The organism is Thetidibacter halocola (assembly GCF_018224955.1).
GTDB lineage: Bacteria > Pseudomonadota > Alphaproteobacteria > Rhodobacterales > Rhodobacteraceae > Thetidibacter > Thetidibacter halocola.
Map to the genome: position 1 here is coordinate 321306 of NZ_JAGTUU010000001.1, position 24708 is coordinate 346013.

Below are 24708 nucleotides of genomic sequence, written 5' to 3' on the forward strand. Positions count from 1 at the left end.
TTGAGTTTCGCTGACAAGGCTCGATGTTTCACCGCCCGAGTTTTTTCTGCCTGCGGCCATGTCCGCGCCTGGGGCCAGCGCACCGGCCCCGGAGGATGGCCTGTCCCACAGCCCACCCAGCATCGCGCGCCGCGCCGGTCTCAGGTCCGGCAGGATGCGCGTCACCCCCCAGGGGTGATTTCGTCGCCGCGGGGTCTGAAGACCTGAGAGGTCATCGGACCCCGCGACTTCGGAGCAGGGACGCGCCCTGCTCCGCATTTCCGTGCGCCCCGCCGCGATTCCGCGACAGGGCGGACCCATCAGCTACAGCCGCTCGTCGCGCCGCAGGTGTTGCACTTCATGCAGGTGCCGTTGCGCACCAGCGTGTAGTTGCCGCACTCGCCGCAGGCCTCGCCTTCGTAGCCCTGCATCTTGGCCTTGGTGCGCTCGTCCATCGTCATCGTGGCCGAAGCCACCGCAACGGTGGAGGTCGCCTGCGCCGCCGAGACCGAGGTGACGGGAACCAGCGTGTTCAGCGCAATCATCGGATCGGTGCCGGTCGCCATGCCGCCCTGAAGGACAACCAGTTCCTGCGGCAGGCGCTTGCGCAGGTAGCCGGTCGAGCTGATCTGCTTGAGCACTTCCAGGCTGCGCGACGCGGCGCTTTCGCTCAGTTCGCGGACGTTCGACACGCCCTCTTCCTCGCCGCGACCGATGTCATCAAAGGTCGCGCCCTCGGGCTTCACATGCGCGAGATCGGTGCGGTCCAGATAGGACACGGCCAGTTCGCGGAAGATGTAGTCGAGGATCGAAGTGGCGTTCTTGATGCTGTCATTGCCCTGCACCATGCCCGCCGGTTCGAACTTGGTGAAGGTGAAGGCATCGACGAACTCCTCCAGCGGCACGCCGTATTGCAGGCCGACCGACACCGCGATGGCGAAGTTGTTCATCATCGCCCGGAAGCCCGCGCCTTCCTTGTGCATGTCGATGAAGATCTCGCCCAGGGAGCCATCGGAATACTCGCCGGTTCGCAGGTAGACCTTGTGGCCGCCCACGATCGCCTTTTGCGTATAGCCCTTGCGGCGGTCGGGCATCTTCTGGCGATGCGCCTTGACGATCTCCTTGATGACAACCTTCTCGACGATCTTCTCGGCCAGGACCTGCGCCTTGGCGGCGGGCGATCCCGTCTCGAGGATTTCCTGCGCCTCTTCGTCGTCCTCGACCAGGGCCGAGGCGAGCGGCTGCGACAGTTTCGATCCGTCGCGATACAGCGCGTTGGCCTTGACGCCAAGGCTGTGCGACAGCTCGTAGGCGCGCTGGCAATCCTCGATGGTGGCGTCGTTGGGCATGTTGATCGTCTTGGAGATCGCCCCCGAGATGAAGCTCTGCGCCGCCGCCATCATGGTGATGTGGCTGTCCACCGAGAGGAAGCGCTTGCCCCTCTTGCCGCAGGCATTCGCGCAATCGAACACGTGGTAGTGCTCTTCCTTGAGGTGCGGCGCGCCTTCCAGCGTCATCGTCCCGCAGACATGGTCATTGGCCGCGTCGACGTCACGCTTGGCAAAGCCGAGGTGCTTGAGCATGTCGAAGGTCGGGTCGTTCAGCTTTTCCGCCGGGATGCCCAGCACCTCGCGGCAGAATTCCTCACCCAGCGTCCACTGGTTGAAGACAAAGCGGATGTCGAAGGCGGTGGCCAGCGCCTGTTCCACCTTCTCGATCTGCGCGGGGCCGAAACCGTGGCCGATCAGCGCCGTGTGGTTGATGCCCGGCGCGTTGCCCAGCGTGCCATGACCCACCGCGTAGGAGATGATCTCTTCGATCTGCGCCGAGCCATAGCCCAGCTTTTCCAGCGCCGCCGGCACCGAGCGGTTGATGATCTTGAAGTAGCCGCCGCCGGCCAGCTTCTTGAACTTCACCAGGGCAAAGTCCGGCTCGATCCCGGTGGTGTCGCAATCCATGACCAGGCCGATCGTGCCGGTCGGCGCGATGACAGAGACCTGCGCATTGCGGTAGCCGTGCTTCTTGCCCAGTTCCAGCGCCTCGTCCCAGGCCTGCTTGGCCAGCGCGGACAGGTCGGCGTCGGGGCAGTTGGCGTGATCCAGCGGCACCGGCTTCACCGCGAGATCCTCGTAGCCGACACTCTTGCCATAGGCGGCCGTGCGGTGGTTGCGGATGACGCGCAGCATGTGCTCGGCGTTGCGCTGGTAGCCCGGGAAGGTGCCCAGCTCTCCGGCGATCTCGGCCGAGGTGGCGTAGGAGACACCGGTCAGGATCGCGGTCAGCGCACCGCACAGGGCGCGGCCCTCGTCGCTGTCATAGCCCAGCCCCAGGTTCATCAGCAGGCCGCCGATATTGGCATAGCCCAGGCCCAGTGTGCGGAAGTCGTAGGACAGCTGCGCGATTTCCTTGGACGGGAACTGCGCCATCAGCACCGATATTTCGAGGGTCAGCGTCCACAGGCGGGTGGCGTGCATGTAGGCATCGGCGTCGAACTTGCCCTTCTTGAGGAAGGTCAGCAGGTTCATCGATGCCAGGTTGCACGCGGTATCGTCCAGGAACATGTATTCCGAGCACGGGTTCGAGCCGCGGATCGCACCGTCCTCTGGGCAGGTGTGCCAGGCGTTCACGGTGTCGTGGAACTGGATGCCCGGATCGGCGCAGGCCCAAGCGGCGTGGCCCACCTGTTCCCACAAATCGCGCGCCTTGATCGTCTTGGCGACGCCGCCATCGGTGCGGCGCAGCAGCTCCCAGTCTGCATCGTCCTTGACCGCCTGGAGGAAGGCGTCGGTCACGCGGATCGAGTTGTTCGAGTTCTGGCCGGAGACCGATGCATAAGCCTCGGAATCCCAATCGGTGTCGTAGGTCGGGAATTCGATGCTGGAATAGCCCTGCCGCGCATAGTCGAGCACGCGCTTGATGTAGGTCTCGGGGATCATCGCGCCCTTGGCGGCACGGATCGCACCCTTCAGCGCATCGTTCTTGGCCGGGTCATAGGCGTCTGCCTCGGCCCCGTCCCAGGTCTTGAGCGCCTGGAAGATGCCGTTGAGCATCTTCTCGTGCATCTTGGAGCCGGCGACGATGCTGGCGACCTTCTGCTCCTCGATGACCTTCCAGTTGATGAACTCTTCGATATCGGGGTGATCGACGTCGCAGATCACCATCTTGGCGGCGCGGCGCGTGGTGCCGCCCGACTTGATGGCGCCGGCCGCGCGGTCGCCGATCTTGAGGAAGCCCATCAGGCCAGAGGACTTGCCACCGCCCGACAGCGGCTCGCTAGCGGCGCGCAAGCTGGAAAAGTTGGTGCCGGTGCCCGACCCATACTTGAACAGGCGCGCCTCGCGCACCCAGAGGTCCATGATGCCGCCGTCGCCAACCAGATCATCCCTGACCGACTGGATGAAGCAGGCATGCGGCTGCGGGTGCTCGTAGGCCGAGTCGGACTTGGTCAGCTTGCCGGTCTTGTAGTCGACGTAGAAATGCCCCTGCGAGGGGCCGTCGATGCCGTAGGCCCAGTGCAGGCCAGTGTTGAACCATTGCGGGCTGTTCGGCGCCGCCATCTGGGTGGCCAGCATGTAGCGCATCTCGTCGAAATAGGACTGCGCGTCTTCCTCGGTCGAGAAGTAGCCGCCCTTCCAGCCCCAGTAGGTCCACGCGCCTGCGAGGCGGTCGAAGACCTGCTTGGCCGATTGCTCGCCGATGCGCGGCGTGTCGTCGGATTCGGGAACCGAGCGCCACAGGAATTCCGGCACGCCCTTTTCGCGCACCTTCTTCAGCGCCTCGGGCACGCCCGCCTTGCGGAAATACTTCTGCGCGATCACGTCTGATGCGACTTGGCTCCACTTGGCGGGAACTTCGAGGTTCTCCAGCCGGAACACGACCTTGCCGTCGGGATTGCGAATCTCCGACGTGGTGGTGGTGAAGGCAACGCCCGCATAGGCGTCCTGACCTGCCTTGGTGAATTTCCGTTCGATCCTCATTCCCGTGCCCCTATCAGATGTGACCCCAATCCACAGGCGACAGTCGCTGTCTCCCGCACCTGAGAATGCGGGCCCTGGCCTTGCTGGCTGGATTTGCAGAACTGTCCCTGTGCCGCCGGACACTATATGTTGTGGTGGCCCGACTGGCCCGCACAACCTGACGCAAGCCGACCTCTATCGTCAACGGCTTTTTCCTTAACTTGACCATATATTTTGTGTTGACCCAGGGGGTATCTACCACCGGCGGTAGGCGCCAGGCGATTCACCCCCCGGTCCCGGTCTGTCCGATCCCGCGGCGGATACAGGGAAAACGGAGGTAATCCTCAGAGTTATGCACAGACCCTGCGATGACGGTCGAATGTTAACCTTTTACGACGCGAAAACAACGCGCCCACCACATATTGCGGCAATGCCACAGGCAACCCGGCAGATGTGGCGTGAAAGGTCGAATCGAGCCGGCTGCCCACGCGATGCGCAGGCCGCTGCATCCACAGGCAGGTGGACGGTCAGGAACGATTTCAGAGATGCGGCAGGAATGGTCGGGGCGGCGAGATTCGAACTCACGACCTTCTGTACCCAAAACAGACGCGCTACCAGGCTGCGCCACGCCCCGACGCGGCGGGTCTACCCGCACCGCCCGGCTTTGGAAAGCCCTTTCAGCAGGGCCAGGCGGGCTCGTCGATGGAAGGGTGGCGCATCTGCGCGCCGGGACCGATCCCCATCTGCCGCGCCAGCCCGCCATTGATCTCGAGCACGTATTGCGCGGGCCCGCCGCTGGGCAGCCCGGTCAGGTCGCCGGGAATCGCGTTCTCGTGCACGCGGATCACCGTGCCGGTGTCGTCGGCAAACAGGATGTCGAGCGGGATCAGCGTGTTCTTCATCCAGAAGGCGACAGGACGGGCGACATCATAGACGAACAGCATACCGTTCGAGGTCGGCATGGTTTCGACGAACATCAGGCCCCGGGCGCGTTCCTCGGCATCGTCGGCGATCGAGACCGAAAATCGCGCAGTCCCGAAATCGCCGCGCAGCCAAAGCGTGTCGTCGCGGCAGACCTCGTCGGCCGCTGCTCCGGTTGCGAAACAGACGACGAACGTCAGCGCGGCAAGGCGGATTCCCATGCATGTATCTCCATCGCCATGCGCCCCCGTTTGCCCTGGATCACCCGGATCGCCAGCGCCTCGCCGGGCAGCAGGTCGGCCAGACCCGAGCGGCGCAGCACCTCGACATGGATGAAGACGTCCTCGGGCTTGCCGAAGACATTGGCAAACCCGAACCCCTTTGCCCTGTCGAACCATTTAACCCGCGCCGGTTCAAGCGGCGCATTGGCCATCTCCTCGGGGTCGATGTCGTCGAAATCCGCCAAGGGCACGGCGGCGGTTTCCTCGGGCGGCTCGATGCGGAAGACCACGGTCGCCTGCATCCCCCGCTCGGTGCGCTGGACCGCGATCTCGATCCGCGCGCCGTCAGCGACAGAACTCTGCCCGAAATTCCGTAGCACGTTGGCATGCAGCAGAATGTCCGAGCCCCCGGCTTCCGCCACGACGAACCCGAATCCCTTCGCTGGATCGAACCATTTGACCCGCCCCTTCAGGCGCGCGTCCGTGTTGTCTTCCTGTGTCACCGTGTCGCCCAGTCGACTGTCTTCTTCACGTTCGGTTGCGAACCAATGAAACTACCCCAGCGTTTTTTCAAGAAGCCAAGCTAATGCAATTTGTGTCAGGTCACACTGACACAGGTCAAGAACAGGCCCTGGTGGCAGGCTCAGGGATTGAGCCGCAGGACCTGCCAGCCGCCCGATCCGTCGCGCCGCCAGCGGAACCGGTCATGCAGTCGGAACGCGCCGTCGGCCCAGAACTCGATCTCGACCGGATCGATGCGAAAGCCGCCCCAGAAGGGCGGGCGGGACGGATTTGTCCCCTGCTGCGCGGTCACCTTCGCCACCTCGGCCATCAGCGCCGCGCGCGACGACAACGGCTGGCTCTGCTGCGAGGCCCAGGCGCCCAGGCGGCTCTTCATCGAGCGCGAAGCATAATAGTCGTCGGCCTTGGGCCCGTCCTCGCGGGTGACGGTGCCGCGCACCCGGATCTGCCGATGCAGCGACTTCCAGTGCATCACGAAGGCAGCCTTGCCCGCCTGCTCGATTTCCTGCGCCTTCACCGAGCCGTAATTGGTGTAGAAGACAAAGGCCGCGTCCTCGATCTCCTTTAGCAGCACCATTCGGACGTTGGGCAGCCCGTCGCCATCCACCGTCGCCAGTGCGATGGCGTTCGGGTCGTTGACCTCGGTCTTCTCGGCCTCTGCCAGCCAGCGCCGCGCGATGGCGAAAGGATCGTCGCCCGCGAAAATACCCGTTCTGTCGCTCATGCCCGTCACCTCCGTGTCGTGTTCGTGGCGCATCCCCGCGCGGGGCGCAAGCGGCCTGTCCGCAGGCTGCGTCTTGCCCGTCTGCCGGGGATGCCCTAAAGGAACCCGCGATGAAATGGGGGAAACGGCGCTCATGTCAAATACGTTGATGGCGGGAAAACGCGGCCTGATCATGGGTCTGGCCAATGACAAGTCGATCGCCTGGGGCATCGCGCGCGCCTGCGCCGATGCTGGCGCGGAGCTGGCTTTCTCCTACCAGGGGGACGCGCTGAAAAAGCGGGTCGAACCGCTGGCGGGTCAGTTGGGCAGCAAGATCGTGCTGCCCTGCGACGTGGGCGACGAGGACTCGATCGACGGGCTGTTCAAGGCGCTGCGTACGCATTGGAGCAGCCTCGATTTCATCGTGCACGCCATCGGCTTTTCCGACAAGAACGAGTTGCGTGGTCGCTACGTGGACACGACTCGCGGCAACTTCATGATGACGATGGACATCTCTGTCTACAGCTTCACCGCCGTGATGCAACGCGCCGAGAAGATGATGAAAAACGGCGGCAGCGCCGTGACCCTGACCTATTATGGCGCCGAGCGGATCATGCCGCATTACAACGTGATGGGTGTGGCAAAGGCCGCTCTGGAGGCATCCGTGCGCTACATGGCCGAGGACCTCGGCAAGGACGGCATCCGCGTCAACGCGATCAGCGCCGGGCCGATCAAGACGCTGGCAGCCTCAGGCATCGGCGATTTCCGCTACATCATGAAGTGGAACGAATACAACTCGCCGCTGCGCCGCAACGTGACAATCGAGGACGTGGGCAAGTCGGCGCTGTATCTGCTGTCGGACCTCGGTTCCGGCGTGACTGGCGAGACGCATCACGTCGACGCGGGATACCACGTCGTCGGGATGAAGGCTGTGGACGCGCCCGACATCACCAAGGGCTGAGCGCCCCCGGCGCCCGCCCCTCTCGCAGACGACACGCGCGCCGGCCTTTGTGCCGGGGCGTCTTCATTTGACGGCGGGCGCGGCGCGTGTGCAGATGGCGGCGACACCTCGGAGCACGCCATGGACTGGACCCATTTCCTTGCCTTCAACCTGACCCTGCTGGCGGCGATGGCCGCACCCGGCCCCGCGCTGCTGTATGCGCTGCGCCAGTCCATCGCCGGCGGGTTCCGCACCGGGGTTGCGACCGGCGCGGGGCTGGGTCTGGTGGCAAGCCTGTGGACGGCGGCCGCGCTGCTGGGGCTGGAGGCGGTCTTTCGCCTTGTCCCGGCGGCCTTCGTTGCGGTCAGGATCGCGGGGGCGTTGTATCTGCTGTGGATCGCCTATGGCCTCTGGCGGGACGCGCACCTGCCGGTGGCTGACAGCGCGCGGCCCGGCGCGCGGGCGTTCTTCGGCGGGATGCTGGTCAACCTCGCCAATCCGAAATCGGTGCTGTTCGCCGCCTCGGTACTGGTGGTGATCTTTCCGCCCGGCCTGACGCTGGCGGACAAGGCGCTGGTCGTGGCCAACCATTTCGCGGTGGAACTGACGGTCTACGCCCTGTTCGCCGCGCTTCTCTCGACGCCGCCCGCCCGTGCCGGCTACCTGCGGCTCAAACCCGCCATCGACCGCGCCGCGGCTGCGGTGCTGGGCGCGCTGGGGCTGCGGCTGCTGCTGGGGCGTTGAGACTTGCCCGCCGCGCCCGCGCTGGCGTATAGCCGGAACCCAGAGCGCCACCCGAGGAGACGAGCACGATGACCGACCGCCTGCCGCACGAGAAAGGCTTTCACGTCAGTTGGGACCAGTTGCACCGCGACGCCCGCGCGCTGGCGTGGCGGTTGCAGGGCCAGGGCCCGGACGAGGGCGCCTGGCGCGCCGTGGTGGCCATCACCCGCGGCGGCATGGCCCCGGCGATGATCGTCGCGCGCGAACTGGACATCCGCGTGGTCGACACGATCAGCGTGAAATCCTACAACCACCAGACCCAGGCCGCGCCGAAGATCATCAAGTCGCCCGACATGGACGTGATCGGCGATGGCACCGGCGTGCTGGTGATCGACGACCTGGTGGACACGGGCAAGACGATCGAGGCGGTGCGCCGGCACATGCCCAAGGCGCAGATCGCCACGGTCTATGCCAAGCCGATGGGCCGCCCGCAGGTCGACACGTTCATCACCGAGGTGAGCCAGGACACCTGGATCTTCTTCCCCTGGGACATGGCGCTGCAATACGTGAAGCCCTATCGCGGCACTGACTGAAACGCGTGGATCGCCTCGTCGAATACGCCTATCGCCTCAGCCTTGTGGGCAAGGGTGCACTCGGACTGACACAACTCATTGGGGCGCTGGGTCTCTGGCTTGCGCCGGAGAGCGCCCTGCCCGCCCTGGTCGATTGGCTGACACGACATGAACTGGCGCAAGACCCGGTCGACCCGATTGCGCTGGGCCTGCAACACTGGGCCGCGTCGCTGACGCTGGGCTCGGACCAGTTCTATGCAATCTACCTGCTCGGTCACGGGACGCTCAACTTCAGCGTTGTGGTCGCGCTACTGCTGTCGCTTCCCGGGGCTTTCCGGGTCTCGTTGATCGTTCTCGGCAGCTTCATCGCCTACCAAGTGTATTCCTACGGCATGGCGCCGGACCCCGCGCTGCTTGTGCTGACGGCGATCGACCTCGTCGTGATCGTTCTGGTCGTTCTGGAGCGGCGGATCGGCGCGCGACGCTAGCGATCACCGCACCGGGCTGCTAGTCCTGATGCGAACGAACCCAAGCCGAGAGATCCCGATGACGACCCGCACGGAATCGACCTTTCCCCCGCCCATCCCCGAGGCGAGACGCTGGACCGAGGGCGTGGTCTTTCCCGCCGACCGGCCACTGATCAATCTCAGCCAGGCCGCGCCGGTCGAGTCGCCGCCACCGGCACTGCGCCGCGCGATGGCCGAGGCGCTGGAGGATCCGGCGGCGCATCTCTATGGGCCGGTGCTGGGCAATTCCGACCTGCGCGCGGCGCTGGCGCGCAACTGGGCGGCGCATTACGGCGCGCCGGTCGCGGCCGCGCAGGTGGCGATCACCACGGGCTGCAACCAGGCCTTTGCGGCAACGATCACGGCCCTTTGCACCGAGGGGCACGAAGTGATCCTGCCGGTGCCGTGGTACTTCAATCACAAGATGTGGCTGGACATGAGCGGAGTCACGGCCGTGGCGCTGCCCACTGGCGACAGCCTGATCCCCGATGCCGCCGCCGCGCGCGCCCTGATTACGCCGCGCACGCGCGCCATCGCGCTGGTCACGCCGAACAACCCGGGCGGGGTCGAATATCCCGCGCAGACGCTGTCGGCGTTCTTCGATCTCGCGCGCGAGGCGGGCATCCGGCTGATCGTGGACGAGACCTATCGCGACTTCGACTCGCGGACGGGTGCGCCGCATGACCTGCTGACGCGGCCCGGCTGGGACGAGACGCTGGTGCAGCTTTACAGCTTTTCCAAGGCCTACCGGCTGACCGGCCACCGGGTCGGGGCCATCGTGGCGTCGCCCGGCTTGCTCTACGAGATCGAGAAATTCATCGACACGGTCACCATCTGCCCGCCGCAGATCGGCCAGCGTGCAGCCCTTTGGGGGCTCGAGAACCTCGGCCAGTGGCTGGCCGGCGAACGGGACGAGATACTCGACCGCCGCGCCACCATCCTGCGCAACATGCCGCGGCTCGAGGCACAGGGCTGGCGCCTGAAGGGGCTGGGCGCCTATTTCGCCTATCTCGAACATCCCTTTGCCCTGCCCGCCAGCGAGGCCGCGCCGCGGCTGGTGCGCGATGCGGGCATCCTGATCCTGCCCGCCACCATGTTCGTGCCCAAGGGCGACCCCAGCGGCGAGCGGCATTTCCGCGTCGCCTTTGCCAATGCCGACCGGGCCACGCTGACGCGGGTCTTCGACCGGCTCGTGGCGCTGGACTGGCCCCTTGCGGGGGGCGGACTGGACGGGTAGTCAGTCCCGGACCAGACGGGCGGGAGAGACAGGCATGACCAAGCGCAAGGGTTCCATCGGCAGAACGGCGATCTGGATTCTTCTGGGCCTGCTCATCGTGGGACTGGCGGGCTTCGGCACGACCAATTTCTCGGGCAATGTCCGCAGCATCGGCGCTGTCGGCGAGACCGAGATCGACATAACCGAATACTCCCGCGCCCTCGACAACGAGATGCAGGCGTTGCAGGCGCAGACCGGCCAGCCGGTGACCTTTCCGCAGGCGCAGACGCTGGGCCTGCCGCAGCAGGTGCTGGCGCAACTGGTCGTCACCGCCGCGCTGGAGGACGAGGCGCGGCGCATCGGGCTGTCCGCCGGCGACGAGCGGGTGGCAGAGCAGCTGTCGGGAATCCAGGCGTTTCGCGGGCAGGACGGGCAGTTCAGCCGCGACGCCTATGCCTTTGCCCTGCGCAATGCCGGCCTGACCGAGCAGGAATTCGAGGAATCGCTGCGCTCGGAGGCGGCCTCGGCCATTCTTCAGGGCGCGGTTCTGGCCGGAACCGCCCTGCCCGACACCTACACGAATACGCTGGTCTCCTACGCGCTCGAGGAACGCTCTGTCACCTGGGCGCGGCTTGGCGACGAGGCGCTGACCACCGGCCTGCCGGTGCCCTCCGAGGACGACCTGCGCGCCTATTACGAGGCGAATATCGACGCCTTCACCCTGCCCCTCACCAAGGTGCTGACCTTTGCCTGGCTGACGCCCGAGATGATCGTCGACAGCGTCGAGGTGGACGAGGCCGCGCTGCGCGCCGCCTACGAGGAGCGCGCGGCGGAGTTCAACCTGCCCGAACGGCGGCTGGTGGAACGGCTGGTCATGGCCGACGAGGCCGCGGCGCAGGCCGCGCTGGACCGGATCGCCGGCGGCGAGAGGTTCGAGGCACTGGTGGCGGAACGCGGGCTGCGCCTGTCGGATACCGACCTGGGCGACGTGACCCTGGGCGACCTGGGCGCGGCGGGCGACGCGGTGTTCGGCGCCGAGGTGGGTGCGATCGTCACCGGCCCGTCCGACCTGGGCCCGGCGCTGTTCCGCGTGAATGCCGTCCTGGCCGCGCAGGAGACGCCCTTCGAGGAAGCGGTGCCGATGATGCGCGACGAACTCGCGCTGGACCGCGCGCGCCGGGTGATCGAGGGCCAGGCGCAGAGCCTCGAGGACGAGTTGGCGGCAGGCGCCACGCTGGAGGATCTTGCGCAGCTGACCGACATGGACCTGGGCAAGATCGACTGGACCGGCGCCGAGGCCGAGGGCATCGCGGGCTACGAAGCCTTCCGGGCTGCCGCCGACGCGGTGGTCGCGGGCGATTTCCCGACGATCGCCGAACTGGGCGATGGCGGCGTCTTTGCCCTGCGGCTGGACGAGATCCGCGAGCCCGCGCCCGAACCCTTCGACGACGCCCGCGACCGGGTCGAGGCCGCGTGGGAGGTTCAGGTCCGCACCGACGCGCTGGTGACGCAGGCCGAGACGCTGCGCGCGCAACTGGCTGAAGGGGTGGAATTCGCCGCGCTGGGTCTGGCGTCCAGCGAGGCCCCGGCGCTGACGCGCAGCAGCGCGGCGGCCGGCTTGCCCGCCGGTCTGGTCGAACGCGCTTTCACGATGACGCCGGGCGAGGTTGCTGTCCTGCCGGGCAACGGCGCCGCAATCCTGATCCGGCTGGACAGCGTGACCGCCGCCGACCTGGCCAGCGAGGGCGCCGAGGCGGTCGCGCGCTTCTACGGCGACCAGGCGGCCAGCGCCGTGGCGCAGGACCTGTTCCGCGCCCTGGCCAGCGACATCCAGACCCGCGCGGGCGTGGTGATCGACCAGGCGGCGATCAATGCCGTCCACGCCAACATGCGGTAAGACAGATGGCGACGCTGATCCCCTCTTTCGACGATTTCGCGCCGGGCTACGAGGCAGGGCGCAACCAGGTCGTCCATGCGCGGCTGGCAGCAGACCTCGACACACCGGTGTCGCTCATGCTGAAGCTGACGGGCGCGGCGCGCGACGCCTTCATGTTGGAATCCGTCACTGGCGGCGAGGTGCGCGGTCGCTACTCGATCATCGGGATGAAGCCGGACCTGATCTGGCAATGCCATGGCAAGACCTCTCGGATAAACCGGCAGGCGCGGTTCGACGCGGATGCCTTTGTCCCGCAGCAGGCCGAGCCCCTGGCCGCCCTGCGCGCGCTGATCGCCGAAAGCCGGATCGACCTGCCCGCCGACCTGCCGCAGGCATCGGCCGGGCTGTTCGGATACCTTGGCTACGACATGATCCGGCTGGTGGAACACCTGCCCAACGTCAATCCCGACCCGCTGGGCCTGCCCGATGCGACACTGATACGCCCCTCGGTCGTGGCCGTGCTGGACGGCGTCAAGGGCGAGGTCACGGTGGTCTCTCCGGCCTGGGTGCAGGAGGGGCTCTCGGCCCGCGCCGCCTATGCGCAAGCGGCCGAACGGGTGATGGACGCCGTGCGCGACCTCGAACGCGCCCTGCCGCAGGCCAGCCGCGACCTGGGCGAGGCCGCCGACCTGGGCGAGCCGGTGTCGAATTTCTCTCATCAGGCCTACCTGGAGGCGGTGGAAAAGGCCAAGGATTACATCCGCGCGGGCGACATCTTCCAGGTCGTGCCGGCGCAGCGCTGGACGCAGGAGTTTCCGCTGCCGCCCTTCGCGCTGTATCGCTCGCTGCGGCGGACCAACCCCTCGCCCTTCATGTTCTATTTCAACTTCGGCGGTTTCCAGGTGATCGGCGCCAGCCCCGAGATCCTCGTGCGCGTCTTTGGTCGCGAGGTGACGATCCGCCCGATCGCCGGCACCCGCCCACGGGGCGCCACGCCGGAACAGGACAAGGCGCTGGAACTGGATCTGCTGGCGGACAAGAAGGAACTGGCCGAGCATCTGATGCTGCTGGACCTTGGTCGCAACGACGTGGGCCGCGTGGCCAGGATCGGCACGGTGCGCCCGACCGAGGAATTCATCATCGAGCGCTACAGCCACGTGATGCACATCGTGTCGAACGTGGTGGGCGAGCTGAGCGAGGAGCATGACGCGCTGTCGGCCCTGCTGGCCGGCCTGCCGGCGGGCACCGTGTCGGGCGCGCCCAAGGTCCGCGCGATGGAGATCATCGACGAGCTGGAGCCGGAAAAGCGCGGCGTCTACGGCGGCGGCGTGGGCTATTTCAGCGCCGGCGGCGACATGGACATGTGTATTGCGCTGCGCACCGCCATCGTGAAGGATGCAAAGCTGTATATCCAGGCCGGCGGCGGCGTGGTCTATGACAGCGACCCCGAGGCCGAGTACCAGGAGACGGTGCACAAGTCGAACGCGATCCGGCGCGCGGCGGCCGATGCCGCGCGGTTCACCGGCTCGGGCAACGGCTGAAACCGGGCTGGGGGCTCTGCCCCCGTCTCCCGTTCCGGCAGACTCCCCCGGAGTTTCCTCGGCAAGATGAAGCCGCGGGACGTTTTCGGCACGGGGGATGCCGTGGATCGGCTTTCCCTTGCGCCACGCGCCGCTATTGTCCGCCATGACAGACTGACAGGAGTTTTCGATGTCCGAGACCGATCCGCTCGTCGTGTTCACGCCTTCCGGTAAACGGGGGCGGTTTCCTGCGGGCACGCCGGTCCTGCAGGCCGCGCGTCAGCTGGGGGTGGATCTCGACTCCGTCTGCGGCGGTCGCGGCATCTGCTCCAAGTGCCAGATCACGCCATCCTACGGCGATTTCCCAAAGCATGGCGTGACGGTGCGCGACGGCGCTCTGACGGAATGGAACGCGGTCGAGCAGCGCTACAAGGACAAGCGCGGGCTGAAGGAGGGGCGGCGGCTGGGCTGCCAGGCGCGGATCGAGGGCGACGTGGTGATCGACGTGCCTCCCGAAAGCCAGGTGCACCGGCAGGTGGTGCGCAAGGCCGCGGACGCGCGCGCCGTGGCGATGGACCCGGCGACGCGGCTGCATTTCATCGAGGTGGACGAGCCCGACATGCACGAGCCCACCGGCGATCTCGAACGGATCGGCCGGGCGCTCAAGGCGCAATGGGACATCGCGCGCGTGACCGTCGCCATGCCGGTCCTGCGTGGCTTGCAGACGGTGCTGCGCAAGGGCAACTGGCAGGTGACGGTGGCGCTGCACACGCCGCGCGAGGGCGCCGTGCCGCAGATCACCGCGATCTGGCCTGGGCTGCGCGAGGGCGGGCTGCACGGGCTGGCGATCGACCTGGGCTCGACCACAATCGCGGCGCACCTGACCTCGCTGGAGACCGGGGCCGTCATCGCCTCGTCCGGCGTGATGAACCCGCAGATCCGCTTTGGCGAGGACCTGATGAGCCGGGTCTCCTACGCGATGATGAACCCCTCGGGCGCCGTGGACATGACCGCGGCCGTGCTCGAGGCGATCGACGGACTGGCCACCGCCATCGCGGCCGAAGCAGGGGTAGAGCGCGAGACGATTGTCGAAACGGTCTTTGTCTGCAACCCGGTGATGCACCATCTGCTGCTGGGGATCGACCCGGTGGAACTGGGCCAGGCGCCCTTTGCGCTGGCGACCTCGGACCCGGTCACGCTGGATGCCGCGACCCTCGGGCTGAAGGCACTGCCGGCCTCGGCGCAGATCTACATCCTGCCTTGCATCGCGGGTCATGTCGGCGCCGACGCCGCCGCGGTCGCGCTGTCGGAACAGCCGGGCCAGTCCGACGACCTCGCGCTGATCGTCGACGTGGGCACCAATGCCGAGATCCTGCTAGGCGACAAGACCCGCGTGCTGGCCTGTTCCTCGCCCACCGGACCGGCCTTCGAGGGGGCGCAGATCAGTTCCGGCCAGCGCGCCGCGCCTGGCGCCATTGAGGCGATCCGCATCGATCCGGTCACGAAGGAGCCGCGATTCAAGGTGATCGGCTGCGACAAGTGGTCGGACGAAGAGGGTTTCTGGCAGGAGACCGCCCAGAGCGGCATCACCGGAATCTGCGGCTCGGGCATCATCGAGGCGGTGGCAGAGATGCGCATGGCCGGTCTGCTGGACCCGTCGGGCCTGGTCGGCTCGGCCGCGGCGACGGGGACCGACCGCTGCATCCCCGAGGGGCGGACCCATGCCTACCTGATCCATGACGCCAGCGCCGCGGGCGGGCCGCGGATCACCGTGACACAAGGCGACATCCGCGCGATCCAGTTGGCGAAATCGGCGCTTTATGCGGGCGCGCGCCTGCTGATGGACGAGCGCGGCGTGGACAAGGTGGACCGCGTGGTGCTGGCCGGTGCGTTTGGCGCGCATATCTCGCCGCTGCACGCGATGGTGCTGGGGATGATCCCGGACGTTCCCCTCGACAAGGTCACGAGCGCGGGCAACGCCGCCGGCACGGGCGCGCGCATCGCGCTGTGTTCGCGCGAGGCCCGGGCCGATGTGGAGCGCATCGTGCGCCAGATCACCAAGGTCGAAACCGCGATCGAGCCCCGCTTCCAGGAGCATTTCGTCAACGCCAACGCCATTCCGCATGCCACCGACCCGTTCCCGGAACTGGCCAAGCTTGTGACGCTGCCGCATGTCGGCTTCAACACCGGTGGCAGCGGGGACGATGGCGGGCGGCGCAGGCGGCGGCGCGGCTGACCACTTGACGCGGGCGCGCACCGTGGATAGCTAATCGAGCGAAGCGGGTATGATGTAATGGTAGCCTGTCAGCTTCCCAAGCTGAACGCGCGGGTTCGATTCCCGCTACCCGCTCCAGCCCTTCACAGTCTTTGCCGCAGACGCGCCAGGTCGGTGCGGATCCCGTCGCGGATCGGGCCCTCGCGCGGTGCATCGATGAGGCTGTTCAGCAGCGCGGGCGCGGGCTTTCCCTTACGAGCCCAGACCTGCCGGGCCAGCACCTCGCTTGCCGCTTCCGGCAGATCCCTGGGCAGCGCCTGGCCCGAGAGTTCCGCCCAGACCCGCGTCCAGCACCGCGCCACTGTCCACGGATTGTAACCGCCCCCGCCGGATACGATCAGCCGCGGCGCCAGCCGGCGCAGGGCGCGCACCGCCGACACATGCGCATTGTTCGACAGCGCAAGGCGTGACAACGGATCCTCTGTCACCGCATCAGCGCCGGATTGCAGGAAGATCGCCTGCGGTCGGAACGCCTCGACGGCGGGCAGGATCAACTCGTTCAGGATCAGCGCGAACTCCGTGTCGTTGAAGCCGCGCGGAACCGGCAGGTTAAAGGCCGCGCCGCCTGCCTCATCCTCGACCCGGCCGGTGCCGGGCCAGCGCCCCGCCTCGTGCACCGAGACCAGCCGCACCTGCTCGGAACCGTGAAACGCCGCCTCGACCCCGTCGCCGTGATGCGCGTCGATGTCAACATAGGCCACGCGCGACAGCCCCATGTCCAGAAGGCGCAGGATCGTCAGGACCGGTTCGTTGAGATAGCAGAACCCGGCGGCACGGTCGGCCATGCCGTGATGCGTGCCGCCACCGGGGTTGAACACCACGCCGCCCTGCGCCACCAACTCTGCCGCCAACAGCCCGCCGCCCGCCGCCGTCGCCGGGCGGCGATACATCTCGGGAAAGACCGGGTTCGACAGCGTGCCCAGCCCGTGCCGCGCCCGCGTCGCCTCGGACACCGCGCCCTTGGACTCGGCCTGCATCAACGCCGCTACGTAATCCTCTGTATGAAAAGCATGAAGCGCGGCAGGCTTGGCACGTGGCGAAGTCCGATACAGGCGATCCGGCAGGATGCCGAGGGCACGCGACAAGTCGATCACGGCGGGCACCCGCTCGATCGAGAGCGGGTGCAGCCGGCCATAGCGCGAGCCGCGATAGATCGTCGATCCGATGAAAAGCGCCTGTTCCATACCGCGCAGGGTAATGCGCGCTGCGGCACAGCCAAGCCCGATTGCATGCGGCGTCGGACCGCCTTAAGCCTCTGGCATGATACTGCCGCAACCCCTGCCGCGTTTCGCCGCGCTGACCACCCTGATGATCGCCACGGGCGCCATCGGCGGTTTCGCGGCAAGCCAGGCGGGCCTGCCGATGCCGTGGATGCTGGGCAGCCTGCTGGCCAGCGCGCTGGTGGTGTTGCTCTGGGCGCCGCCGATGCTGCGCGACTACAGCTTTCCGAACCCGTGGCGATCCTTCTTCATCGCGCTGATCGGGGTCATGATCGGTAGCCAGGTGACGCCTGACGTGCTGCGGCAGGCGGCGTCGCTACCCTTAACGCTGCTGGCGCTGCTGGTGTTCATCGGGGTGGCGCATTGGGGCAACTACCTGATCTTTCGCCGGCTCGGCGGCTATGACCGGGCAACGGCCTTCTATTCCGGCACGCCGGGCGGGCTGATGGAAAGCATCATGCTGGGCGAAGGCGCGGGCGCCGACGTCCGTATCCTGACCGCGCAGCAATTCCTGCGCATCATTCTCGTCATCACGACGATTCCGCTGGCCCTGTCGCTCTGGACGGGCACGGCGGTGGGCAGCGCGGCGGGGCTCACCGGCCCGGCGGCAGAACCGGTCAGTCCGCAGAATCTCGCGCTGATCGCGCTGACGGCGGGATTGGGCCTCTGGGGCGGCCAGCGCCTCGGCCTGCCGGCGGCACAACTGTCGGGACCGCTGATCCTGGCGGCGGCGGCGACCATGACCGGCGCGCTGGACCTGCACCTGCCCTTCTGGCTGATCGCGACGGCACAGCTGGTGATCGGCATGACGCTGGGCCTGCGCTTCAAGGGCACGGATGGTGCGCTGCTGCGCCGCTGCCTGTGGCTCAGCGCGGTCTCCGTGGCCTACATGCTAATCCTCGGCGCCGTCCTGGCGGTGATCCTGCACGCGCTGACGGATCTCGGCTACCTGACGCTGCTGCTGAGCTTCGCGCCGGGCGGCGTGTCGGAAATGTCGCTGGTGGCGCTCTCGCTGGCGGTCAGCCCGGCGCTGGTCAGCCTGCACCACATCCTGCGCATCGTGCTGACCGTGCTGCTGCTCGGCTGGGCGGCGAAACGCTTTGGGTTCAACTGACGGGACCGGTCCGACCTTCTGCTGATCCAAAGTATCCCGGGCAGCGCGCGGGGCTGGCAACTCGCTCCTGCCGCTACCGCCGGATCAACCCGCCTCAGCCTTTTCGGCCAGGTCCAGCCATTCCTCCTCGGCGGCGATCAGCGCCTGCTGGCGCTGGGTCAGCCCCTCGGTCGCCTTGCGGAACTTGACCGGCTCGCGGCCGAACAAATCCGGGTCAGCCAGCAGCGCCTCGAGCTTGCCGATCTCGGCGGTCAGGCGATCGATCTCGGCGGGCAGCGCCTCCAGCCGGTGCTTCTCGGTGAAACTGAGCCCTTTGGAGGCTTTCGGCCCCGACGCCGCGCGGGTGGGTGCGGGTGCAGGCTCTGCCTTGTCCGCCGCGGGCTTGGCCCGGGCCACCGGCGCATCCGCCCCTGCTTTCTGGGTCTGGTAGTCGCTCCAGCCGCCGGCATAGACGGTGGCGCGGCCATCGCCCTCCATGGCGATCGTGGTATCGGCAACCCGGTCGAGGAAATCGCGGTCGTGGCTGACCAGCAGCACTGTGCCGTCATACTCGCCCAGCAGGTCCTGCAACAGGTCCAGTGTTTCCACGTCGAGGTCGTTGGTCGGTTCGTCCAGCACCAGCAGGTTCGAATCGCGCGCCATGATCCGCGCCAGCAGCAGCCGCGCCTTCTCTCCACCCGAGAGCGAGCGCACCGGCGCCCGCGCCTGCCGCTCGTCGAACAGGAATTCCTTGAGATAGCCTACCACGTGCTTGGGCTGGCCGCGCACCAGGACCTGGTCGGCCTTGCCCGACACGCGCATGTCCTTGTCGCCGGTCAGGCTTTCCCAAAGCGTCATGTCGGGGTCGAGCTGAGACCGCGTCTGGTCGAAGACTGCGGGCAGCAGGTTGGTCCCCAGCGTGACGCTGCCCTGATCCGGCGCCATCTCGCCGGTCAGGATTCGGATCAGGGTGGTCTTGCCCACGCCGTTCGGCCCGACCAGAGCCACCCGGTCACCACGCTGGATGGTGATCGAGAAATCCCGGACGATGGTCTTGTCGCCGAAGCCGTGGCTGACGCCCTTGGCCTCGATCACCTTCTTGCCGCTCTTGGACCCTGCGGCGAGATCCATCGCCGCGGTGCCCTGGCGGCGGATCTGTCCCGAACGCTCGGCCCGCAGCGCCTGGAGCGCGCGCACCCGTCCCTGGTTGCGCTTGCGCCGCGCGCTGATTCCCTCGACCGCCCATCGCGCCTCGGCCTTGATCTTGCGATCCAGCTTGTGGCGCTGCATGTCCTCGTCCTCGAAGATCTTGTCGCGCCAGTCCTCGAAGGCGGCGAACCCGCGCTCCAGCCGCCGCACCTCGCCCCGGTCGACCCAGAGCGTGGCGCGGCTGAGCTCGGTCAGGAAACGGCGGTCGTGACTGATCAGGACAAAGGCCGCGCGGGTCGCCCGCAACTCGTCCTCCAGCCAGCCGATCGCCTCGATGTCGAGGTGGTTGGTCGGTTCGTCCAGCAGCATCAGGTCAGGCTCCGCCGCCATCAGCCGGGCCAGCGCCGCACGCCGCCGCTCGCCGCCCGAGGCAGTGGCCACGGGGCGGGCGGGGTCGAATTTCAGCCCCTCACCCGCGCGTTCCACCCGATACATCTCGGCGGGCGGCAGGCCGGCGGCGGCGAAATCGCCCAGCGTGGCGAATCCCGACAGGTCGGGGTCCTGTTCCATGTAGCCGACGCTGGTGCCCGCGGGCACGACAACGGTGCCACGGTCGGGTTCGACCAGTCCGGCCATGACCTTCATCAGGGTCGACTTGCCCGATCCGTTGCGGCCGACCAGCGCGATCCGGTCGCCCTGCTGGACGGCCAGGGACAGGTCGGAGAAGACGGGATCGCCACCAAAGGTCAGCGAGATATCGGTGAGTTGGAGAAGTGGTGCGGCCATGGCGCGCAGCTATGGTGCGCGACGCGCGTCGTCAAGCGCCGCAAAAGCCTTTCAGGGCTTTTGCAAATCCCGTCGACGGAATTTGTCCCGCTACCCGGCCAGCGCGCGCAGCATCCGCTTGCGGGCCGGCGGAATCGCCGCGATCTCGACACCGGTGAAGACATGCAGCGTGTTCATCCGGCGATCCACCACCGCATGGTCGCTGACCCAGCCGCCCATCATCAGGTAGGTCCGCAACAGCGGCGGCATCCGCGACATGGCCTTCTTCGCATCCGGCTGGCGGCGCAGCCGCGCGGCAAAGCGGAACACGTCGGGCGCCTTGACCCGCGGCAGCCAGCGCAACGGCGCAAGGTGGCGCGCCTTGAGCATGGCGAACGCGTCGTAATAGGCGCGCGCATCGGTGCCGGCGAAACTGGTGCAGCCGAACAGCAACTCGACGCCGGTTTCATCGACGTAATCAGTCATCGCCGCCCAGGCGACACGCAGGATGTCGGGGTCATGCCAGTCGGGATGCAGGCAGAACCGGCCCAGCTCGACCATCCGTCCTTCGAAGGATTCGAGCCCCGACAACTCGTAATACTGCGCCGAATAGCTGCGCCCGATCTCGCGTCCCTGCGCCAGCGGCAAAAAGCGGCAGCAGCAGACCAGCACGCCGCTGCGCGTCTCCTCGACCAGCAGGTGATCGCAGATCGCGTCGAACCGGTCAGAATCAAGACCGTCACCCTCACCGTGAAAGGCAAGCGCCCGCAGGCGTTGAGCCGCGCGCAGGTCGCACGCGTCAGAGGCCAGACGTGCCCGGTATCGCCCGCGTTCCAGTCCGGTCATCGCGCCCTTCCCCGTATCCGCCGCGGCACGCTTGACCGAATTGTATGACGGCCCGACGACGGCGTCAGTTGTTCAGGAGATCCGAGGCCGAAAATCCGCCGATATTGCCGAAGAGCTGCCGGATAAAGCCGATATTGCCATCGCCCGACTTCGTCACACGGCGCGTCAGCGGCACGACCTGCCCATCCTCAAGACCGTATGTCACGATATTCTCCACAACGCCGGCACCGTCGAAGGTGATCGCCAGCACGGTGCGGTCGACCACTTCGGGACGCTGCCATGCGAAACTGCGCACCTGGCTTTCGACGTAATAGAACCCGCTGTCGTCCTGCACGCCCGCCGTGCTGGGCACGCCGACCACGTCCTCGACCGAGGCGCGCGTGTCGACGCCAGGAACGATCTGTTGCAGGTCTTCCTCGGGTGGCACATAGCCATGCACGCGATACTGCGCCGAGCAGCCCGCCAGTCCCAGCGCCACCGCCAGAATCAGCCCCGCACTTGCCTTGCTCAGACGCCGCATGCCCACCTCTTGCCTTGGTCTTCCATGCCTCCTATTCGGAATAGAGGCGAAAATCCAGCCATGCAAGCGATGGAAGGCAAAGCGCATGACCGAAGAGAGACAGGATGCCACGCGACTGCGGGTCGAGTCGCTTCGCCAGAGCGGCCCAACGCCCTTTGCACTGCTCCCCGACGCCCCGGCGCGCACCGCCCTGGCCGAGTCGCTGGGCGCGCAGGCGATCCGCAAGCTGCGCTTCGAAGGCCGGCTGGAGCCGCGCGGCCGCGACGGCTGGCACCTGAAGGCCACGCTGGGCGCCACGGTGGTGCAGCCCTGCGTCGTGACGCTGGAACCCGTGACCACCCGCATCGACACAGAGGTCGAGCGGCTTTACGTGCCCGCGGACCGCCTCGCGCGCGAGGCCGGCTCCGAGACCGAGATGGACGACGAGGACGACATCCTGGAACCGCTTGGCCCGGTGATCGACCTTGCCGCCGTGATGGCCGAGTCGCTGGCCCTGGCACTGCCGGCCTACCCGCGCAAGGAGGGCGCCGACCTGGGTGCCGCGCGTTTCGCCGAGGATGGCGTGACGCCGCTCTCGGACGAGGCGGTGCGGCCTTTTGCCGGGCTGGCGGGACTGCGCGAACAACTGGGAAAGGACGATGACGAGGGGTGATTTTCCCCCTTGCCAAGCGCGGCTTTCCGCGTATTTTCGCGCGCTCATGCGAATTGCCGGGTTGTGCCCCTGCCGGTCTATCCGGTAAGAGGCCGCAACCCCCGAAACAGCGGGCGAACGCGCCCCCCTAGGAAGATCGAGGACGAGAGATGGCTGTCCAGCAGAACAAGGTGTCGAAGTCGCGCCGCAACAACCGCCGCGCCCACGACGCACTGACCGCCGGCAATCCGAACGAATGCGGCAATTGCGGCGAACTCAAGCGCCCGCATCACGTCTGCCCGTCCTGCGGGCATTATGGCGAGCGTGAAGTGATCGCCATGAACGACGAGATCGACCTGGACGAAGACGCGGCCTGATTGCGCCGCAGGACACCCGCTGAATGGCCTCGATGAAGGATCATAACTCGGCGGGCAGCGGCAGGATCGTGATTTCCGTCGACGCCATGGGCGGCGACCGCGGGCCGGCGACAGTCGTCGCCGGCATTGCGCATTCTGCGCAACGCAATCCCGACATCCATTTCCTGCTGCACGGTCCGCGCGACGAGCTGGAGCGGCTTGTGGCCCGCCGCAAGGCACTGTCCGAGCGCTGCGAGATCTGCGACGCCTCGGGCGTGGTCCAGATGACGGACAAGCCCAGCCAGGTGATGCGCCACGGCAAGGACACGTCGATGTGGTCCGCGCTGGAATCGGTGCGCGCGGGCGAGGCCAAGGTGGCAGTCTCCTGCGGCAATACCGGCGCGCTGATGGCGCTCAGCATGGTGCGCCTGCGCAAGCTGCCCGGCGTCAACCGCCCCGCCATCGCGATCCTGTGGCCCTCGCGCAACCCGCAGGGCTTCAACGTGATGCTCGACGTGGGCGCCGACATCCGCGCCGATGCGCAGGACCTGCTGCAATACGCGCTGATGGGCGCCTCCTATGCGCGCAATGCGCTGGACATGCCGCGTCCGCGCGTCGGCCTGCTGAACGTCGGCACAGAGGAACACAAGGGCCGGACAGAGCTGCACGAGGCGCACGCGCTGATCGCGGCCCATACCGAGGACGGCAAGTTCGATTTCGTCGGCTTCGTCGAGGGCGGCGACATTCCGGGCGCGCGGTGCGACGTGATCGTGACCGACGGCTTTACCGGCAACGTGGCGCTCAAGACCGGCGAGGGCACCGCCTCGCTGATCGGCGACCTGCTGCGGCAGGCCTTCGCGTTCAGCCCGCTGTCGCGCCTCGCCTCGCTGCTGGCCTATACCTCGCTGCGCCGCCTGAAGAAGCGCATCGATCCGCGCCGCGTCAACGGCGGCGTGTTCCTGGGCCTCAACGGCACGGTGGTCAAGTCGCACGGCTCGGCCGATGCGACCGGTGTCTCGGCGGCGGTCAAGCTGGCCTTCGAGCTGGCGAAGTCTGGCTTTGGCGACCGGCTGGCGGCACGGGTTGCCTCTGCCGCGCAGCAGGCGCAGGATGCGACCGGGGTCGAGCGCAAGAAAGAAGAGAATCCATGACCACAAGGGCCGTCGTCATCGGCGCAGGGCATTACCTGCCCGAACGAGTCGTTGAGAATGCCGAGTTCGAGGCCTCGCTCGACACGACGGACGAGTGGATTCGTGCGCGCTCGGGTATCGAGCGCCGCCATTTCGCCGCAGAGGGTCAGACCACCTCGGACCTCGCCACCCGGGCCGCCCGCGCCGCGCTGAGCGATGCCAGGCTGGAACCCGACGATATCGATGCGATCATCCTGGCCACCTCGACCGCCGACCTGACCTTTCCCTCCGCCGCGACCATGGTGCAGGCCGCGCTTGGTATGACGCGTGGTTTCGCCTTCGACGTGCAGGCGGTCTGCGCGGGCTTCATCTTTGCACTGGCCAATGCCAACGCGCTGATCCTGTCGGGCCAGGCGAAACGCGTGCTGGTCATCGGCGCCGAGACATTCTCGCGCCTGATGGACTGGACCGACCGAGGAACCTGCGTGCTGTTCGGCGATGGCGCCGGAGCGCTGGTGATCGAAGCCCGCGACGGCGAGGGCACCACCGCCGATCGCGGCATCCTGTCGACCGACCTGAACAGCGACGGGCGGCACCGCGACATCCTGTATGTCGATGGCGGCGTCTCAACCGGCACGACCGGGCACCTGCGGATGGAAGGCAAGGAAGTCTTTCGCCACGCGGTCGAAAAACTGGCCCAGACCGCGCAGACCGCGCTGGACAAGGCGGGTCTGGACAGCGGTGACGTCGACTGGATCGTGCCCCACCAGGCCAATATCAGGATCATCGCGGGCACCGCGAAAAAGATGAACCTGCCGATGGACAACGTGATCGTCACCGTCCAGGACCACGGCAACACCTCGGCCGCGTCGATCCCGCTGGCGCTGTCCGTGGGCAAGGCGCGCGGCCAGATCAAGACCGGCGACCTGCTGGTGACAGAGGCGATCGGCGGGGGCCTCGCCTGGGGCGCCGTCGTGTTGCGCTGGTAGCCCCTCGCCCGGCTTTTCAGCTTCTTCCCCCAAGCCACGTTATTGACTTGCGAATTTCTTCTCGCCTATCGTTCGCACA

General features: G+C 67.2%; 21 protein-coding genes and 2 tRNA genes. 14 read left to right on the forward strand and 9 right to left on the reverse strand.

The genetic code is table 11. The annotated features are described in order from the left end of the window. Window positions 1–299 precede the first annotated feature (299 nt). The 5 genes from KB874_RS01340 to pdxH form a co-directional block, all read right to left on the reverse strand. The gene (locus KB874_RS01340) at window positions 300–3956 is read right to left on the reverse strand and encodes a vitamin B12-dependent ribonucleotide reductase (RefSeq protein WP_212534737.1); all 3657 of its coding nucleotides are present in this window, start codon (window positions 3954–3956) and stop codon (window positions 300–302) included. Window positions 3957–4492: 536 nt separating this feature from the next. Continuing rightward, window positions 4493–4569, reverse strand: a tRNA-Pro gene (locus tag KB874_RS01345). Window positions 4570–4612: 43 nt separating this feature from the next. After that, window positions 4613–5077, reverse strand: a complete 465-nt coding sequence (locus KB874_RS01350) for a DUF192 domain-containing protein (protein ID WP_212534738.1) — start codon at window positions 5075–5077, stop codon at window positions 4613–4615. Further along, the gene (locus KB874_RS01355) at window positions 5053–5580 is read right to left on the reverse strand and encodes a cold-shock protein (RefSeq protein WP_212534739.1); all 528 of its coding nucleotides are present in this window, start codon (window positions 5578–5580) and stop codon (window positions 5053–5055) included. The genes KB874_RS01350 and KB874_RS01355 overlap by 25 nt, the downstream gene beginning before the upstream one ends. A gap of 140 nt (window positions 5581–5720) precedes the next feature. Further along, a complete protein-coding gene (pdxH, locus tag KB874_RS01360) occupies window positions 5721–6323 on the reverse strand; it encodes a pyridoxamine 5'-phosphate oxidase (protein ID WP_212534740.1) in 603 nt (200 codons plus the stop codon). A gap of 133 nt (window positions 6324–6456) precedes the next feature. On the opposite strand from pdxH, the gene fabI reads away from it, so the two are divergent. From fabI to KB874_RS01405, 9 genes are all read left to right on the forward strand, one after another. Continuing rightward, the gene (fabI, locus tag KB874_RS01365) at window positions 6457–7263 is read left to right on the forward strand and encodes an enoyl-ACP reductase FabI (protein WP_212534741.1); all 807 of its coding nucleotides are present in this window, start codon (window positions 6457–6459) and stop codon (window positions 7261–7263) included. Between the two features lie 120 nt (window positions 7264–7383). Then, complete coding sequence (locus KB874_RS01370) at window positions 7384–7986, forward strand: LysE family translocator (protein ID WP_212534742.1); 603 nt, start codon at window positions 7384–7386, stop codon at window positions 7984–7986. A 68-nt stretch (window positions 7987–8054) separates the two neighbouring features. Then, window positions 8055–8558: a xanthine phosphoribosyltransferase gene (gene gpt / locus KB874_RS01375; protein ID WP_212534743.1), complete on the forward strand. Its 504-nt coding sequence runs from the start codon at window positions 8055–8057 to the stop codon at window positions 8556–8558. Between the two features lie 5 nt (window positions 8559–8563). Continuing rightward, complete coding sequence (locus KB874_RS01380; protein WP_212534744.1) at window positions 8564–9025, forward strand: DUF2127 domain-containing protein; 462 nt, start codon at window positions 8564–8566, stop codon at window positions 9023–9025. Between the two features lie 58 nt (window positions 9026–9083). Beyond that, complete coding sequence (locus KB874_RS01385; RefSeq protein ID WP_212534745.1) at window positions 9084–10280, forward strand: aminotransferase; 1197 nt, start codon at window positions 9084–9086, stop codon at window positions 10278–10280. 34 nt (window positions 10281–10314) lie between these two features. Then, the gene (locus tag KB874_RS01390; RefSeq protein WP_212534746.1) at window positions 10315–12156 is read left to right on the forward strand and encodes a SurA N-terminal domain-containing protein; all 1842 of its coding nucleotides are present in this window, start codon (window positions 10315–10317) and stop codon (window positions 12154–12156) included. Between the two features lie 5 nt (window positions 12157–12161). After that, entirely contained in the window at window positions 12162–13676 is a 1515-nt protein-coding gene (gene trpE / locus KB874_RS01395; protein WP_212534747.1) for an anthranilate synthase component I, read from the forward strand. 169 nt (window positions 13677–13845) lie between these two features. After that, complete coding sequence (locus tag KB874_RS01400; protein WP_212534748.1) at window positions 13846–15891, forward strand: ASKHA domain-containing protein; 2046 nt, start codon at window positions 13846–13848, stop codon at window positions 15889–15891. A gap of 43 nt (window positions 15892–15934) precedes the next feature. Beyond that, window positions 15935–16008, forward strand: a tRNA-Gly gene (locus KB874_RS01405). A gap of 5 nt (window positions 16009–16013) precedes the next feature. Here KB874_RS01405 and KB874_RS01410 read toward each other — a convergent pair. Further along, window positions 16014–17114 carry an acetoin utilization protein AcuC gene (locus KB874_RS01410; protein ID WP_212534749.1) on the reverse strand — a complete coding sequence of 367 codons (1101 nt, stop codon included), beginning with the start codon at window positions 17112–17114 and terminating at the stop codon, window positions 16014–16016. 76 nt (window positions 17115–17190) lie between these two features. Between KB874_RS01410 and KB874_RS01415 the strand changes: the two genes are divergently transcribed. Next, complete coding sequence (locus tag KB874_RS01415; RefSeq protein ID WP_212534750.1) at window positions 17191–18264, forward strand: AbrB family transcriptional regulator; 1074 nt, start codon at window positions 17191–17193, stop codon at window positions 18262–18264. 84 nt (window positions 18265–18348) lie between these two features. Here KB874_RS01415 and KB874_RS01420 read toward each other — a convergent pair whose 3' ends face one another. The 3 genes from KB874_RS01420 to KB874_RS01430 all read right to left on the reverse strand — a co-directional run bounded on the left by KB874_RS01420 (window position 18349) and on the right by KB874_RS01430 (window position 21523). After that, entirely contained in the window at window positions 18349–20178 is a 1830-nt protein-coding gene (locus KB874_RS01420) for an ABC-F family ATP-binding cassette domain-containing protein (RefSeq protein ID WP_212534751.1), read from the reverse strand. Window positions 20179–20268: 90 nt separating this feature from the next. Beyond that, window positions 20269–21003: a GNAT family N-acetyltransferase gene (locus tag KB874_RS01425; protein ID WP_212534752.1), complete on the reverse strand. Its 735-nt coding sequence runs from the start codon at window positions 21001–21003 to the stop codon at window positions 20269–20271. Between the two features lie 64 nt (window positions 21004–21067). Next, on the reverse strand, window positions 21068–21523 hold the full coding sequence (locus KB874_RS01430; RefSeq protein ID WP_212534753.1) for an outer membrane protein assembly factor BamE: 456 nt from the start codon (window positions 21521–21523) through the stop codon (window positions 21068–21070). Between the two features lie 85 nt (window positions 21524–21608). Between KB874_RS01430 and KB874_RS01435 the strand changes: the two genes are divergently transcribed. The 4 genes from KB874_RS01435 (at window position 21609) to KB874_RS01450 (ending at window position 24629) form a co-directional block, all read left to right on the forward strand. Beyond that, a complete protein-coding gene (locus tag KB874_RS01435) occupies window positions 21609–22175 on the forward strand; it encodes a YceD family protein (RefSeq protein WP_212534754.1) in 567 nt (188 codons plus the stop codon). Window positions 22176–22324: 149 nt separating this feature from the next. Then, window positions 22325–22531, forward strand: coding sequence for a 50S ribosomal protein L32 (gene rpmF / locus KB874_RS01440; RefSeq protein ID WP_212534755.1), 207 nt, complete (start codon window positions 22325–22327; stop codon window positions 22529–22531). Window positions 22532–22554: 23 nt separating this feature from the next. Next, window positions 22555–23661, forward strand: a complete 1107-nt coding sequence (gene plsX / locus KB874_RS01445) for a phosphate acyltransferase PlsX (RefSeq protein ID WP_212534756.1) — start codon at window positions 22555–22557, stop codon at window positions 23659–23661. Further along, window positions 23658–24629 carry a beta-ketoacyl-ACP synthase III gene (locus KB874_RS01450; RefSeq protein WP_212534757.1) on the forward strand — a complete coding sequence of 324 codons (972 nt, stop codon included), beginning with the start codon at window positions 23658–23660 and terminating at the stop codon, window positions 24627–24629. The genes plsX and KB874_RS01450 overlap by 4 nt, the downstream gene beginning before the upstream one ends. Window positions 24630–24708: the final 79 nt, after the last annotated feature.